Source organism: Streptomyces sp. NPDC013187 (assembly GCF_042899705.1).
GTDB classification, from domain to species: domain Bacteria; phylum Actinomycetota; class Actinomycetes; order Streptomycetales; family Streptomycetaceae; genus Streptomyces; species Streptomyces hawaiiensis_A.
In genome coordinates, this window is record NZ_JBIBAF010000008.1 from 431123 (window position 1) to 446611 (window position 15489).

A 15489-nucleotide genomic window follows, 5' to 3' on the forward strand; every position below is an offset into this window, starting at 1 on the left:
GTGTGACGCATTCGGTAAGGGGTGAACGCCGCCCCCAGTGGTGACATCATCGAATTCACTGCGTACGCTCCTGAATATGGATATGCACACTGTGGTGGTGGGGACGGCCGGGGTGACGGCGTCCGACGTGCTCGCCGTGGCGCGCGGCGGCGCTCGCGTCGAGCTCTCCGAGGAGGCCGTGGCCGCCCTCGCCGCGGCCCGCGAGATCGTGGACGCGCTGGCGGCCAAGCCGGACCCCGTGTACGGCGTGAGCACCGGTTTCGGCGCCCTGGCGACCCGGCACATCAGCCCGGAACTGCGCGCGCAGCTCCAGCGCAACATCGTCCGCTCGCACGCCGCCGGGATGGGCCCGGCCGTGGAGCGCGAAGTCGTCCGCGCCCTGATGTTCCTGCGGCTGAAGACCGTCTGCTCCGGTCACACCGGCGTACGTCCCGAGGTCGCGCAGACCATGGCCGACCTCCTCAACGCCGGGATCACCCCGGTCGTGCACGAGTACGGCTCCCTCGGCTGCTCCGGCGACCTCGCGCCGCTGTCCCACTGCGCCCTCGCGCTGATGGGCGAGGGTGACGCCGAGGGCCCCGACGGTGTCGTGCGCCCGGCCGCCGATCTCCTCGCCGCGCACGGCATCCAGCCGGTCGAACTGCGCGAGAAGGAGGGTCTCGCCCTCCTCAACGGCACCGACGGCATGCTCGGCATGCTGGTGATGGCCCTGGCCGACCTGGAGACGCTCTACCGGTCCGCCGACGTCACCGCCGCCCTGTCCCTGGAAGCCCTGCTCGGCACCGACAAGGTCCTCGCGCCCGAGCTGCACGCCATCCGGCCGCACCCGGGGCAGGCCGCCAGCGCCGCCAACATGCTGGCCGTGCTGAAGGGCTCGGGCCTGACCGGGCACCACCAGGACGACGCCCCGCGCGTGCAGGACGCCTACTCGGTGCGCTGCGCCCCGCAGGTCGCCGGCGCGGGGCGGGACACCATGACCCACGCCCGGCTGGTCGCCGACCGCGAGCTGGCCTCCGCCGTGGACAACCCCGTCGTCCTGCCCGACGGCCGGGTCGAGTCCAACGGCAACTTCCACGGGGCGCCCGTCGCCTACGTCCTGGACTTCCTGGCCATCGCCGCCGCCGACCTCGGCTCCATCGCCGAGCGGCGCACCGACCGGCTGCTCGACAAGAACCGCAGCCACGGCCTGCCGCCGTTCCTCGCCGACGACGCCGGTGTGGACTCGGGCCTGATGATCGCTCAGTACACGCAGGCCGCGCTGGTGAGCGAACTGAAGCGGCTCGCCGTACCGGCGTCCGCCGACTCGATCCCGTCCTCCGCCATGCAGGAGGACCACGTCTCGATGGGCTGGTCGGCGGCGCGCAAGCTGCGCACGGCCGTCGACAACCTCACGCGCGTGATCGCCATCGAGTTCTACGCCGCCGCGCGCGCGGTGGAGTTGCGCGAGGGGCTGACCCCGGCGCCCGCGACGCGGGCGGCCATCGACGCCGCGCGGGAGGCCGGAGTCGAGGGGGCCGGGCCGGACCGGTTCCTCGCGCCCGACCTCGCCGCGGCGGACGCGTTCGTGCGCGACGGGCGGCTGCTGGCCGCTGTGGAGAAGGTCACCGGGCCGCTCCAGTAGGACGGCAGGGGCCCCGTCGTCCGGCGGGGCCCCGCCTCAACGACCGTCAGAATCCGAGGCGTTCCCGGCGTACCGAGTACACGACGAACCCGGCGCCCAGCGTCAGGCAGAAGGTCCCGCCGATCACGTACGGCGTGCTGTCGAACGTGCCGGTGTCGGCGAGGCGGGCGCCGGTGACGGAGCCGTCGGCGGTCGTGGCCGCGATCCGGGCCTGCTCAGTGACCTGCGGCGACGGGCTCGTCGAGACCGCGTCTCTCACCGGGGAGTCCGGCGTCGCGTTCGCGGACGGGACGAACCACATGGCGCCCAGCAGGGACGCCGCGGCGGTGGCGGTCAGCAACGGGCGGCGAGCGGATGACACGGAATATCGATCCCCTTGTGACGTCGGCGAATTGGCCGTGTGGGGCGATGTTAGTGAAAGTCGCGGGTCACGGGAAAGTCACGGGAGGGCCCGGACGTACGCTCCCGACATGAGCACTCCAGAGACATCACGTTTTGTACGGCTTCGGGTGGAGCTCGTTCTCGAGGTCGACGACGCGGACGCGGTCACCAAGTCCGCGCTGCGCCGGATCGCCGACGAGGCGGAGCTGCCCGCGGCGGAGCGGGCCCACGCCGAGAGCGCTGTGACGGAAGACACCGCGGAGGCCCTCGCCTACCTCGTGGATCCGATCGACCTGGTCAGCGAGGTGCCCGGGGTGGAGCTCCAGCAGGCCTCGTGGAGCAGCGAGCGGGTCGACTACGACCCCGATTCGCCGGACTGGGACCTCGACGAGGATGATGGCGAGGACAGCGACGGCTGAACCGTCCGGGAATTCGTGACCCCGGGTGGCAACCGCCGCCCGGGTTTTCGCGTCTCAAGCGGCGCACCGACCGCACCCGTATCGCCGGCATCGCCGTCGTGGACGTGGTGATCCCCACACCTGCGCGACCTGGGGAACCGGACGAGCCGGCCGTAGCGTTGAAAGTTCCGGATGAGGACTCACGAGTTCCGGCGGGGGCACTCAGTGGTGACGGGGCACTCGGTGGTGACGGGGACACTCGGGGTTTTGGGGAAATCGGCAACGATGGAGAAGCGTGTGATGACGGTCAGTAAGCGGCGCAAGGGCCTGACGGTCGCGTCCGCACTGCTCGGCGGAGTGCTGGTGCTCTCGGCGTGTTCGGGTGGCGACGACGACGCCTCCGGGGGCGGCGGCGACAGCTCCCAGTCGAAGGTCGACGAGGCCGCGGCGAAGAAGACCTCCGAGGCCCAGATCAAGATCACACCCGAGGACGGCTCGGACAACGCCTCCATCAACAACTCCGCCGCCGTCACGGTGAGCAAGGGCACGCTCACGGACGTCAAGATGACGACGTCCGAGGGCACCGAGGTGAGCGGCCAGATATCCGCCGACAAGACCAGCTGGAAGCCGACCACCCAGCTGGAGCGGTCCACCACCTACAAGCTGTCGGCCGAGGCGAAGGACTCCGACGGTCGCGTCGCCCACGAGAACGCCTCGTTCACCACGGTCTCCCCGGCCAACAGCTTCATCGGCAACTTCACGCCGGACGACGGCACCACCGTCGGCGTCGGCATGCCCGTCTCGATCAACTTCGACAAGGCGATCACCAACAAGGCCGCGGTCCAGAAGGGCGTCAAGGTCAGCACGACCAGCGGCCAGGAGGTCGCCTGCCACTGGTTCAACGCCAACCGCATGGACTGCCGGCCTGAGGACTATTGGAAGGAAGGCTCCACCGTCACGCTGAAGCTCGCGCTCGACGGCGTCGAGGGAGCCAAGGGCGTCTTCGGCGTCCAGCAGAAGACGGTCACCTTCAAGATCGGCCGCAACCAGGTCTCGTACGTCGACGCGAAGACCAAGAAGATGAAGATCACGCAGGACGGCAAGACCGTCCGCACGATCCCGATCTCCGCCGGCTCGCCCGAGAACAAGACCTACGAGGGCATCATGGTGATGTCCGAGAAGTTCAAGGAGACGCGCATGAACGGCGCGACCGTGGGCTTCACGGACGACGACGGCAAGGGCGAGTACGACATCAAGGACGTGCCGCACGCCATCCGCCTCTCCAGCTCCGGCACGTTCATCCACGGCAACTACTGGGGCGCGAAGTCCATCTTCGGCAGCGTGAACACCAGCCACGGCTGCGTCGGCCTGCAGGACGCCAAGGGCGCCAACGACCCGAACACGCCGGGCGCGTGGTTCTTCAACAACTCGATGCTCGGTGACGTGGTGATCGTCCAGAACACCGGCGACAAGACCATCGCGCCGGACAACGGCCTCAACGGCTGGAACATGAGCTGGGCCGACTGGAAGGCCGGCTCGGCCGTCTGACGGCGCGCCGGTTCGCACCGCACCGCTGACGAAAGGCCGCTGCCCACCCCGGACGAGGGGTGGGCAGCGGCCTTTCGGCTGTTCTCATCCACCTCTTATGCGTGGCTCAAGCCCTCATCACAGAGGGTCCCTAGCTTGCGGCCATGTTCTTCACCTACCTGAGGCGCGAGTTGCGCCGCCGCAGCAGGGCGGCTCTCGTCGTCGCCTCCGGACTGGCGCTGGGTATCGCGCTGGTCATCGTCGTCACGTCCGTGTCCGCCGGTATGGGCAGGGCGCAGGACAAGGTCCTCCAGTCGCTGTACGGACTGGGTACGGACATGACCGTCACCAAGGCCGCGGCACCGGCCGCGAGCAGCTCCGAGCGGCCGCGCTTCCGCTTCGACGCCCAGGACGACGGCTCGACCGGTGCGCAGAGCAGCGACCGCGTCATGGTGCGGGGTTTGCAGACGCTGGCGAGTTCGACGGTGGGCAAGGTCGACGCGCAGAGCGGCGTCGCCGACGCCGTGGGCGGGCTGAGCCTCCAGGTCGTCAAGGTCAGCGGTGCGTTCACGCGGGGCCGGTTCGAGCAGGGTGCGGGCGTCGGCGGGCAGGGCCGCGGCCGGAGCGGGGCCCTGCCCTCGCCGCAGGGCCGGGTCGAGGGGGGCGGCGCCGACTTCGACGTCAACAACTACTCGGTCTACGGCACCGACGTCACCAAGCCGGCCCTCGGCCCGCTGACCTCCTCGAAGATCACCAGCGGTCGTACGTTCACGACGGCCGAGACGAACGCGAAGGCCGCCGTCGCGGACTCGGCGTACGCCAAGGAGAAGAAGCTCAAGACCGGTTCCACGGTCACCATCAAGGGCAGCACGTTCAAGGTGATCGGCATCGCCACGGCCGACAGCGGGGACGCGGCCGCGAACCTCTACGTCCCGCTGAAGCAGGCGCAGACCCTGGCCGGCGCCAAGGGCAAGGTCACCACGATCTACGTCAAGGCCACCGACTCGCAGCGGATCGCCGGCGTCAAGTCGGAGATCCAGAAGAACATCTCGGGCACGACGGTCACCACCTCCGCCGACCTGGCCGACTCCGTCTCCGGCTCCCTGTCCACGGCCTCCTCCCTCGCCGCGAGTGTCGGGAAGTGGCTCTCGATCACGGTGCTCGCGGCCGCGTTCCTCGTCGCGGGCCTGCTGACGTCCTCGGCGGTCTCCCGGCGGGTCCGCGAGTTCGGCACGCTCAAGGCACTGGGCTGGAAGTCGAGCCGGGTGACACGGCAGGTGGTCGGCGAGGCGGTCGTCAACGGCCTGGTGGGCGGTGCGCTGGGGATCGCGCTGGGACTGGCGGGAGCGTACGCCGTGACAGCCGTCAGCCCCACGCTGCAGGCGCAGTTGGGCGGGGGTGGTGGGGCCGGCGGTGGCGGCTTCGGGGACTTCAGGGGCGGCCCGGGCCGTGAGGCGGCGGGGAGGACCCTCGACGTCGCCCTCACTGCTCCGGTCGCCCTGACGACGATCGCGCTCGCGGTGGGGCTCGCCGTTGCGGGCGGTCTGATCGCCGGTGCTTTCGGAGGCTGGAGGGCTTCGCGACTCCGGCCTGCGGATGCACTACGCCGAGTCGAGTAGTGGCCTTACAGGGGCGCGGGGAACTGCGCGACCAGCCCCCACGGCCCGCACCCGAAAAGACGATGCAAGGAGCCCGGCCATGTACGACCTCAGAGCTGTCACCAAGCACTACACCCGCTCCAAAGACACCGTCCAAGCCCTGGACGGCATAGACCTGACCATTCCCGACGGTGACCGGCTGGTCATTCAAGGCCCCACCGGCGGTGGCAAATCCACCCTGCTGCAGATGCTCGGCGGTCTGGACCGCCCCACCTCCGGACAGGTCGTCCTGGACGGCACCGATCTCGCCGCGCTGCCGGAGGCACGACTGACCCGGGTCAGAAGCGAAAGCATCGGCTTCGTCTTCCAGTCCTTCAACCTCATCCCGACGCTCACCGCGCAGGAAAACGTGGAGACCGCCCTCGTCCCGCTCGGCGTGAAACCGAAACAGCGACGCGAACAGGCCGCCGAGGCACTGAAGTCGGTCGGCCTCGGCGAGCGCCTCGCCCATCTGCCCGGCGAGATGTCCGGTGGTCAGCAACAACGCGTGGCCGTCGCCCGGGCCCTGGTGAAGCAGCCGAAGGTGCTCCTCGCCGACGAACCCACCGGCAATCTCGACGAATCGATGCGCGACGAGATCATGGACGTACTCGAACGCATGTGGGAGGAGCTCGGCCTCACCTTCGTGATGGTCACGCACGACTCGGCGATAGCGCAGAAAGCCCCGCGCCTGGCGACCATCCGCAAGGGCCGGATCACTGTCAAGGAGAACGCGCGTGCGTAACCACGCAGCCCTGTAACGGAGTTCCGACGGCTGTGTAACAGTCGGCCGACGGATTTCTTATCGTCCTCTCATCTATTGAGCACCTGATCACCCCTCGGCATACTGCGTATTCCGGGGGGTGTACGTGCATGCGTACGAGACCACCCCCGGCCGGGTGAACGGGGAATTCACCCGGTTCTTCTGCAAGGGGGAAACTTGCGCAGACAAGTGAAAAGGGCGTGCGCGGCCACGGTCGCCACAGCGGCCGCCGTGGCCCTGGCGGCGGGTATGACCAGCCCGGCGTCGGCCAACGGCGAGCAGGCGGCAGCGTCCGCCAAGCCGGCGTCCCTTACCGCCAAGCACCGCATCACACTGATCACCGGCGACCGCGTCGTCCTGGACGCCAAGGGCCGTGTCATCGGCCTGGAGCACGCCAAGGGCCGCGAGAACGTACCCGTCCAGATCCGCAAGGTCGACGGCCACACCCTCGTCATCCCGGCCGACGCGGCCCGCCTGGTCGCCACCGGCAAGCTCGACCAGCGGCTCTTCGACGTCACCGAGCTCAACAAGTCCACGACCCGGAAGGCCCAGAAGAAGGGCCTGAAGGTCATCGTCGGCTACCAGGGCAACGCCGCCTCCACCAAGGCCGACGTCCGTGAGGCCGGCACCCTGCGCCACACGCTGAAGTCCGTGAACGCGGACGCGGTGCAGACGCCTCAGGCCGAAACGCCCGAGCTCTGGGACGCGGTCACCAACGGCGAGAAGACCGCCTCCGGCATCGCGCACGTCTGGCTCGACGGCGTCCGCAAGGCCAGCCTCGACAAGTCCGTCCCGCAGATCGGCGCGCCCAAGGCCTGGGCGGCCGGCTACGACGGCAAGGGCACCAAGATCGCCGTCCTGGACACCGGTGTGGACGCCACCCACGACGACCTCAAGGGTCAGGTGGCCGGCGCCAAGAACTTCACCGCCTCGCCCGACGCCACCGACAAGGTCGGCCACGGCACGCACGTCGCCTCCATCGCGGCCGGCACGGGCAAGAAGTCCGGCGGCAAGTACAAGGGTGTCGCGCCCGGCGCGAAGATCCTCAACGGCAAGGTCCTCGACGACGGCGGATTCGGCAGCGACTCCGAGATCCTCGCCGGCATGGAGTGGGCCGTCGCCGAGGGCGCCGACGTCATCAACATGAGCCTGGGCGGCGGCGACACGCCCGCGATCGACCCGCTGGAAGCGGCGGTGAACAAGCTGTCCGACGAGAAGGGCGTCCTGTTCGCCATCGCGGCCGGCAACGAGGGCGACTTCGGCGAGCAGACCATCGGCTCCCCGGGCAGCGCCGCCGCGGCCCTCACCGTCGGCGCGGTCGACGACAAGGACAAGCTCGCCGACTTCTCCAGCCGCGGCCCCGGCATGGACGGCGCCCTCAAGCCCGACGTGACCGCGCCCGGCGTGGACATCACCGCGGCCTCCGCCCCGGGCAACCAGATAGCCCAGGAGGTCGGCGAGAAGCCGGCCGGCTACATGACGATCTCCGGTACGTCGATGGCGACCCCGCATGTCGCGGGCGCGGCGGCGATCCTCAAGCAGCAGCACCCGGAGTGGAAGTACAGCGAGCTGAAGGGGGCCCTCACCGGCTCCACCAAGGGCGGCAAGTACACCCCGTTCCAGCAGGGTTCGGGCCGCATCCAGGTCGACAAGGCCATCAAGCAGACCGTGATCGCCGAGCCGGCCTCGGTGAGCTTCGGTGTGCAGCAGTGGCCGCACACCGACGACAAGCCGGTCACCAAGGAGCTGACGTACCGCAACCTCGGTACGAAGGACGTCACGCTGAAGCTGGCGTCGACGGCCACCAACCCGAAGGGCCAGGCCGTCCCGGCCGGCTTCTTCAAGCTCGGTGCCACCTCGGTGACGGTCCCGGCCGGCGGCAAGGCCTCCGTGCCGTTCACCGTCGACACCAAGCTGGGCGGCACGGTCGACGGCGCGTACTCGGCGTACGTGACGGCGACGGGCGACGGCCAGACCGTCCGCACGGCGGCGGCGGTGCAGCGCGAGGTCGAGTCGTACGACGTGACGCTGAAGTTCCTCGACCGTGACGGCAAGGCGGCGAAGAACTACAGCGCCGACCTGACCGGCATAGCCGGCCTGGGCAAGGGCAAGGGGGCCATGCCGTACGACGCGGACGGCACGGTCACCGCCCGCCTCCCCAAGGGCACCTACATCCTCAACACGAGCATCTTCGTGGGCGACGACCCGGAGAAGTTCGAGGGCGTGGACTGGCTCGCTCAGCCCAAGCTGAACCTCACCAAGAACACGACGGTCACGCTGGACGCCCGCAAGGCCAAGCCGGTGGACATCACCGTCCCGGCCACCGGCGTCAAGTCGGAGTTCGCCTCGGCCGACTACACGGTGGAGAGCGGGGACAGCAGCTGGGGCTTCGGCTGGTGGCTGGACTCCTACGACGGCTTCCGCAGCGCCCACGTCGGCCCGCAGATCACCGACGGTTCGGTGACCCAGCAGTGGGACGGCCACTGGTCCAAGGGCGCCGACGAGGAGTACAACACCGTCGACGGCGGCAAGGTGAAGCAGCTCGCCACCGGCTTCACCAAGCACTACAAGGCGAGCGAGCTCGCCACGGTGAAGGCCGGCCTCGGTGCCTCGGCGAGCGGCAAGAAGGGCTCGGTCAACGCGGTGGGATGGATGCCGTGGAGCTCCGGCGCCTCCTCGATCGGCATGCAGCAGGCCCTGCCCGGCACCCGGACGATCCACCTGTCCGCCCAGGGCGGCGTGCAGTGGCAGCTCGAGTTCGCCCAGTCCGGCGGTGTGGACGCGGACGGCTTCCCGGTCGACGAGGCCGCCTACGCGATGGGCACGCACAAGTTCGCCGCCGGCAAGAGCTACTCCAAGACCGTCAACACGGCTGTCTTCGGGCCTCGCCTGGCCGGCGACTTCGGTGTCATCCGCGAGGGCAACGAGATCTACGGTTCCCTTCCGCTGTTCGCCGACGGCAAGGGCAACGTGGGCTACTCGAAGTTCTCCGCGGTCGACACGACCCTGTACCGCAACGGCACCAAGGTCGGCAGCAACGACGACCCGCTGTTCGGGGACAAGCAGTTCAAGGTCCCGGCCGCTGACGCCGAGTACAAGCTGACGACGTCGGTCAAGCGCAGCGTCAAGGTCGCCGCGGCCTCCACCCGCGTCGACGCCAGCTGGACGTTCCGCTCGAAGAAGACCACCGGCATCACCAAGCTGCCCGTCTCCACGGCTCGCTTCCTCGCGGCCACGGGCCTGGACAGCAAGGCCCCGGCCGACAAGACCGTCAAGATCCCGGTCACCGTCGAGGGCGCGGCCAAGGGCAGCAACCTGAAGTCGCTGTCGGTCTACGCCTCGTACGACTACGGCAAGACCTGGAAGAAGCTCACCGTCAAGGACGGCAAGGTGAGCGTCAAGAACCCGGCGAAGGGCAAGGGCATCTCCTTCCACGCCAAGATCGCCGACAAGAAGGGCAACAAGTCGACGATCTCGATCTACAACGCGTACTACGGCAAGTAGCACGCGGGGCAAGCAAGCAGTGACGCACACGCGTCGACGGCCCGTCGGAAGCTTCGGCTTCCGGCGGGCCCGTCGCGTCAGTAGGGTCCTCGCATCACCGCCGCAGTGACCGCCATGATCACCGCCGTGGTGGGCGTCCTCGGCGTACCGGACTGACACGCCGGCCCGCTCACTCCGACGGTGTCGAAGCCCGGGTCCCGGAGCGCGTCGCGTCCGCCCCCCAGCTCGCCAGCAGGCGCAGGGCCTCCGCCGACGGGGTGTCCGGCTCCGCGTGGTAGGTGATCAGGGACTGCTCGGCGTCGTCGACCAGGCGGAACGTCTCGAAGGAGAGGGTCAGGTCGCCGACCAGGGGGTGGCGCATGCGCTTGACGCCGTAGCTCTTCTCCTTGACGTCGTGGGCGGCCCACAGCCGGCGGAAGTCCTCGCTCTTCACCGACAGTTCGCCCACCAGCGCCGACAGCCGCGGGTCGTCCGGGTGGCGGCCCGCGTCCATGCGCAGGTAGCCGACCATGTCGGCCGCCTTCTGTTCCCACTCCAGGTACAGCTCGCGGTACTCCGGCCGCAGGAACACCATCCGTGCCCAGTTCCGCTCCTGGGCCGGCACCTCCGCCCAGTCGCCGAAGAGGGCCGACGCCATCCGGTTCCAGGCCAGGATGTCGGAGCGACGTCCGACGATGTACGCCGGGACGCCCTCGATCGAGTCCAGCAGATGCCGCAGCGTCGGCCGCACCTGCTGGCTGCGAGCCACCGGCTTCTTCTTGTGCTGCTTCGGCTTCGCCAGATGCATCAGATGCGCGTGCTCGGCGTCGCTCAGCCGCAGGGCGCGCGCGATCGCGTCCAGCACCGCCGCCGAGACGTTGCGGCCGTTGCCCTGCTCCAGCCGCGTGTAGTACGCCACGGACACCCCGGCCAGCTGCGCGAGCTCCTCACGGCGCAGCCCGGGCACACGCCGCCGCCCGAAGTCGGGCAGCCCCACGTCCTCGGGCTTCAGCCGGGCCCGCCGGGTGCGCAGGAACTCGCTGAGCTCGGCGCGCCGGTCCAGGCCGCCGCCGGCCGTCCGTGCGGGTTCGGGCTGTTCGTCCATGCGGTCCAGTATTCACGGTCGTACGCACACCAGCCTGACCCCGCCAGTGGTACGCACCGTGTGCGTACGCAAAACCGTGGTCTGGGTGAGCACGCCCGAATCGGGCACGCTGGTGATCGTGCCCGGTCACAAGATCCAGAAGGCAGCCGGGCGCACAACCCCGCTAGGAGAACCCCCGGCATGACCACTGTTGCTGCGTACGCCGCTCCCGCCCCCAAGGCTCCGCTGGAGCGCACCACCATCGAGCGCCGCGAGGTCCGCGAGTTCGACGTCCTGATCGACATCAAGTTCGCCGGCATCTGTCACTCGGACATCCACCAGGCCCAGGAGGGCTGGGGCGAGGCGATCTTCCCCATGGTCCCCGGCCACGAGATAGCCGGTGTCGTCACCGAGGTCGGCCCGGGCGTCACGAAGTTCGCCGTCGGCGACCGCGTGGGCGTCGGCTGCATGGTCGACTCCTGCCGCGAGTGCGAGAACTGCAAGGCCGGACGCGAGCAGTACTGCGTGCAGGGCAACGTCCCGACGTACAACGGCATCGGCCGTGACGGCGAGCCCACCTACGGCGGCTACTCGCGCAGCGTCGTCGTCGACGAGAACTTCGTCGTCCGCATCCCCGACGGCCTCTCCCTCGATGTCGCGGCCCCGCTGCTCTGCGCCGGCATCACCCTCTACTCCCCGCTCCGCCGCTTCGGCGCCGGCCCCGGCAAGAAGGTCGCGATCGTCGGCCTGGGCGGCCTCGGCCACATGGGAGTCAAGATCGCCCACGCGCTCGGCGCCGAGGTGACCGTGCTGTCGCAGTCCCTGCGCAAGCAGGAGGACGGCCTGCGGCTCGGTGCGGACCACTACTACGCCACCAGCGACCCGAAGACCTTCGAGGAGCTGGCCGGCACGTTCGACCTGATCGTGTCCACGGTGTCCGCCCCGCTGGACTTCAACGCCTATCTGTCCCTGCTGAAGACCGAGGGCACGCTGGCCAACGTGGGCGCCCCCGAGGAGCCCGTCTCCCTCAACCTCTTCTCGGTGATCGGCGGTGGCAAGACCCTCGCCGGTTCCATGATCGGCGGTATCGCCGAGACGCAGGAGATGCTGGACTTCTGCGCCGAGCACGGTCTCGGCGCCGAGATCGAGCTGATCCGCGGCGACCAGATCAACGAGGCGTACGAGCGGGTCCAGGGCAGCGACGTGCGCTACCGGTTCGTGATCGACACGGCGACGATCTGACCTCGGACCCGTGTGCAGCAGCCCTGAGGGCCCCGGCCGCGTGCCGCCGGGGCCCTCAGGGCTTTCGTGATGCACGGCGGGCCGCACGCGGGGTACACGTGGGGGAGTGCACCGCAGGGGTTCGCCGGGTGCGTCACGGGAGGCCCGTCATGACCGTGCAGCTGAACCACACCATCGTCGTGACCCACGACAAGCGCGCCTCGGCCCGGTTCCTCGCCGACCTCCTGGGTCTCGACGTCAGCCCGCCCTACGGCCCGTTCCTCCCGGTCGAGATCCCCAACGGCGTGACGCTCGACTTCATGGACAGCCCCGGCGCCATCACGCCGCAGCACTACGCCTTCCTCGTCTCGGAAGACGAGTTCGACGAGATCTTCGGCCGCATCCAGGAGGCCGGTCTGACCTACTGGGCGGATCCGTTCCACAGCCGCCCCGGGGAGATCAACCACAACGACGGCGGCCGCGGGGCCTACTTCGACGACCCCGACGGGCACCGCCTGGAGATCATCACGAGGCCCTACGGCAGCGGGGGCTGAACCGCCCGCGCCCCCGCCCGCACCCCGGCTCGTCACATCGTCGCGCCGCCGCCCGTCATACCGGCGAAGGCGACACACCGACGGCGTCGACGAAGCGCCGACGGCTCGCTGACGAAGAGCTGACAAGTGACGAAGAGCTGGGGAGCAGTCATGACAGCACCGATCCTGGTCACCGGCGGCACGGGCACCCTCGGAGCCCACGTCGTCCCACTGCTGCGCGCGTCCGGCCACGAGGTGCGGATCCTCACCCGGCGCGCCCGCCCCGCCGCGGAAGGCGTCGAGCACGTCACCGGGGACCTGCTGAAGGGCGAGGGCGCCGAGGCCGCAGTCGACGGGGTGGAGACCGTGCTGCACCTGGCGGGCGGCCCCAAGGGCGACGACGAGGCGACCCGGGCCCTGGTGGCCGCCGCGGCCCGGGCCGGTGTACGGCACCTGGTCTACGTCTCGGTCGTCGGCGCCGACCGGGTCCCGCTGGCCTGGATGCGGACGAAGCTGGAGTCGGAGCGGGCCGTCGCCGAGTCGGGCATCCCGTGGACGACCCTGCGCGCGGCCCAGTTCCACGACCTCACGCTGACCATGGTCGAGAAGATGGCCAGGTTGCCGGTCTTCCCGGTCCCCGGCGGCCTCCGGCTCCAGCCGGTGGACTCCCGCGAGGTCGCCGCCCGCCTCGCGGAGCTGACCCTCGGCGCCCCCTCCGGCCTGGTCCCGGACCTGGCCGGACCGCACCTCTACGACCTCGCCGCCCTGGCCCGCCCCTACCTCCGCCTGACCGGCAGGCGCCGCCCCATGCTGCCGGTGCGCATCCCCGGGAAGGCGGGGCGGGCGTACCGGGCGGGGGAGAACCTGACACCGGCGGGAGCGGAGGCGGGGAAGCGGACCTGGGAGGAGTTCCTGGCGGAGAGGCTGGGCTAGGGGCTGCTGATGGACCTCCGCGGCGTCACGACGCCCGGCACGCACGCACGCTCGCCGCACGCCTTTGGCACGCACCGGCAGCTGCTCCTTCCTTTGCCGAGATCCACCAGACGCCCCCGGGGCCCCGGCCCTACCCGGCGTCCGGCCGGTCCTGCTCCTCGAAGGTCCACACCGCCCGGGACCCCGGGCCGACCATGAGAGCCGAGTGGCCGATCCGCTCCACGTGCCGGTACGACACCGGGTGGTTCAGCGTCATGTCGATCTGTTTGAGGCCCACCTGGTCCAGGGGCACCGAGTCGAACCGGATCGTGGTGCCGCCGCCCTTCGCGAGGACGCCCCCGTCCGGCAGGGACCGGACCGCGAAACCGCCGGCCTTCAGCAGCGGCACCGTGGCGGCGAGGTCGCCTGCGGTCACCGCGAGCCGGATGCCGGTCACGTCCCGCATCAGGTGGTCGCGGTAGGCGTCGGACAGGTAGCGCTCGCGGCCCACGTCACCCGGGTGGGAGGCGGGCTCGGTGTTGCTGCGCGGGTCGGCGAAGTACTCCGGCCGGTACTCCATGCCCCAGGCGCCGAAGAGGTCGTACTCGCCGGTGGTGAAGACCGCGTCGAACCAGGGCACGGGGACGCCGTCGCCGAAATCGCGCGTCTGCGGGAACTCGACCGGTTCGCCGACCCCGGCCTTCCGCAGCCGCTCGACCACCGTGGGGAGGTCGCCGGCGCGCTCGGTGGACACGCCCAGGCCTGCGGCGCCGAGGGTGCCGTCCTTGCCCGGTACGTCTCCCACTCCGAAGAGCTCGAAGTAGGTCTCGCGCCCCATCAGATAGCGGCCGGTCCAGGTCTGCCCGCCGGAGCCGGTCGTGGTGCGGACCTGGAAGTTCGCGAAGTCCCGCAGATAGGAGGAGTGCTCGATGGCGTCCGCGGTCTGCCGGTCGAAGACGCCGTAGGCGTGGTTGTAGAACAGCAGTTGCCGCCCGTCCGAGGTTCCGTCCTCCGCCGCCCGTGCCGTGCTCACGCCGCCCTGGACCGCCCCCGTGAGGGCCAGAGCGATGACCATGATCAGCTGTAACGCTCGTCTGAGAACCATGCGAGGGAGCGTAGGGCGGGAGGAAACGATTCCGCTGCGGATTGTTCCCTGGGCGGGGTCAGGCCTTGGCCAGTGGGTCCGCAGGTGGCGGTGATGCCGCCGGTGACGGCTCCTGCCCGCCCTGGTCGAGCCGGAACGGCGGGTACTGGTCCGTCAGCAGGGTGACGTAGGCCGTCACCCGGGCCGCCCAGCGGGCGAGGCCGATCAGGAAGTCGAAGAGGTGCCGCGGGTAGCGGGCGGTGAAGAGCAGGATGACGACGGCGACCAGGGAGAGGAAGGGCAGCAGCCCGCCGCCCCGCCAGTCGTCCCCGCCCCAGCCGCCCCCGACGAACATCGCGACCACGATGTACTGCGGGATCGCCAGCAGCCACCACTTCACCAGGACCAGTCCGCGCGACAGCCGCCCGGGATACGCGACGTCGAAGCGCGCCGGGTAGTCGGGCACGTCGGCGAGGGTGAAGGGCGGGTACCGGTCGGTGCCCAGCGCGGTGTGCGCGTAGTAGCCGACCCGCCAGTTCCAGCGCAGTACGCCGACGCTGAAGTCGAAGAGGGGCCGCGGGTAGCGGGCGGTGAACAGGATGGCGAAGAAGGCGATCACGGTCACGACGGTGAACGCGATCCACAGGAACACCAGCACGATGTAGTGCGGGATGGCGAGCAGCCATTTCACCAGCCACATCCACCGGGACAGGCGGGGATCGACGGACGCCTCCAGACGCACGGGTGACGCGGCGACAGCAATCATGGGGCGGCTCTCCTCTCGCCTGCAGACTCGCAAGCGAGGGAGAGCCCCGCGACCCGGGCAGGGCCGTTCGCGCGCCGGT

The 15489-nt window shown here is 70.0% G+C and carries 13 protein-coding genes; 9 read left to right on the forward strand and 4 right to left on the reverse strand.

Features of this window, described 5'->3' with window-relative positions; all coding sequences use genetic code 11:
- Positions 1-82 precede the first annotated feature (82 nt).
- The gene (gene hutH, locus ACFY5B_RS19775; protein WP_389970859.1) at positions 83-1621 is read left to right on the forward strand and encodes a histidine ammonia-lyase; all 1539 of its coding nucleotides are present in this window, start codon (positions 83-85) and stop codon (positions 1619-1621) included.
- A gap of 46 nt (positions 1622-1667) precedes the next feature.
- Here the strand turns inward: hutH and ACFY5B_RS19780 are convergent, their stop codons facing one another.
- Positions 1668-1982: a hypothetical protein gene (locus tag ACFY5B_RS19780; RefSeq protein WP_389970752.1), complete on the reverse strand. Its 315-nt coding sequence runs from the start codon at positions 1980-1982 to the stop codon at positions 1668-1670.
- A 109-nt stretch (positions 1983-2091) separates the two neighbouring features.
- Between ACFY5B_RS19780 and ACFY5B_RS19785 the strand changes: the two genes are divergently transcribed.
- The 5 genes from ACFY5B_RS19785 (at position 2092) to ACFY5B_RS19805 (ending at position 9831) form a co-directional block, all read left to right on the forward strand.
- Positions 2092-2421 carry a hypothetical protein gene (locus ACFY5B_RS19785; RefSeq protein WP_389970755.1) on the forward strand — a complete coding sequence of 110 codons (330 nt, stop codon included), beginning with the start codon at positions 2092-2094 and terminating at the stop codon, positions 2419-2421.
- Positions 2422-2700: 279 nt separating this feature from the next.
- Positions 2701-3948: an Ig-like domain-containing protein gene (locus tag ACFY5B_RS19790; RefSeq protein ID WP_389970758.1), complete on the forward strand. Its 1248-nt coding sequence runs from the start codon at positions 2701-2703 to the stop codon at positions 3946-3948.
- Positions 3949-4091: 143 nt separating this feature from the next.
- Positions 4092-5546 (forward strand): ABC transporter permease, encoded by a 1455-nt coding sequence (locus ACFY5B_RS19795; RefSeq protein WP_389970761.1) that lies wholly within the window; start codon positions 4092-4094, stop codon positions 5544-5546.
- A 79-nt stretch (positions 5547-5625) separates the two neighbouring features.
- Positions 5626-6309: an ABC transporter ATP-binding protein gene (locus ACFY5B_RS19800; RefSeq protein ID WP_389970764.1), complete on the forward strand. Its 684-nt coding sequence runs from the start codon at positions 5626-5628 to the stop codon at positions 6307-6309.
- Between the two features lie 207 nt (positions 6310-6516).
- Complete coding sequence (locus ACFY5B_RS19805) at positions 6517-9831, forward strand: S8 family serine peptidase (RefSeq protein ID WP_389970862.1); 3315 nt, start codon at positions 6517-6519, stop codon at positions 9829-9831.
- A gap of 169 nt (positions 9832-10000) precedes the next feature.
- Here the strand turns inward: ACFY5B_RS19805 and ACFY5B_RS19810 are convergent, their stop codons facing one another.
- A complete protein-coding gene (locus tag ACFY5B_RS19810) occupies positions 10001-10915 on the reverse strand; it encodes a helix-turn-helix domain-containing protein (RefSeq protein WP_389970767.1) in 915 nt (304 codons plus the stop codon).
- A 180-nt stretch (positions 10916-11095) separates the two neighbouring features.
- Between ACFY5B_RS19810 and ACFY5B_RS19815 the strand changes: the two genes are divergently transcribed.
- The 3 genes from ACFY5B_RS19815 to ACFY5B_RS19825 all read left to right on the forward strand — a co-directional run bounded on the left by ACFY5B_RS19815 (position 11096) and on the right by ACFY5B_RS19825 (position 13581).
- Positions 11096-12136, forward strand: a complete 1041-nt coding sequence (locus tag ACFY5B_RS19815; RefSeq protein ID WP_389970770.1) for an NAD(P)-dependent alcohol dehydrogenase — start codon at positions 11096-11098, stop codon at positions 12134-12136.
- Positions 12137-12285: 149 nt separating this feature from the next.
- Positions 12286-12669: a VOC family protein gene (locus ACFY5B_RS19820; RefSeq protein ID WP_389970773.1), complete on the forward strand. Its 384-nt coding sequence runs from the start codon at positions 12286-12288 to the stop codon at positions 12667-12669.
- A gap of 150 nt (positions 12670-12819) precedes the next feature.
- Positions 12820-13581, forward strand: a complete 762-nt coding sequence (locus tag ACFY5B_RS19825; protein WP_389970776.1) for an SDR family oxidoreductase — start codon at positions 12820-12822, stop codon at positions 13579-13581.
- Positions 13582-13711: 130 nt separating this feature from the next.
- Here ACFY5B_RS19825 and ACFY5B_RS19830 read toward each other — a convergent pair whose 3' ends face one another.
- Both ACFY5B_RS19830 and ACFY5B_RS19835 read right to left on the reverse strand, forming a co-directional pair.
- The gene (locus ACFY5B_RS19830; RefSeq protein WP_389970865.1) at positions 13712-14641 is read right to left on the reverse strand and encodes a DUF5829 family protein; all 930 of its coding nucleotides are present in this window, start codon (positions 14639-14641) and stop codon (positions 13712-13714) included.
- A gap of 82 nt (positions 14642-14723) precedes the next feature.
- Positions 14724-15410 (reverse strand): DUF4389 domain-containing protein, encoded by a 687-nt coding sequence (locus tag ACFY5B_RS19835; protein ID WP_389970778.1) that lies wholly within the window; start codon positions 15408-15410, stop codon positions 14724-14726.
- Positions 15411-15489: the final 79 nt, after the last annotated feature.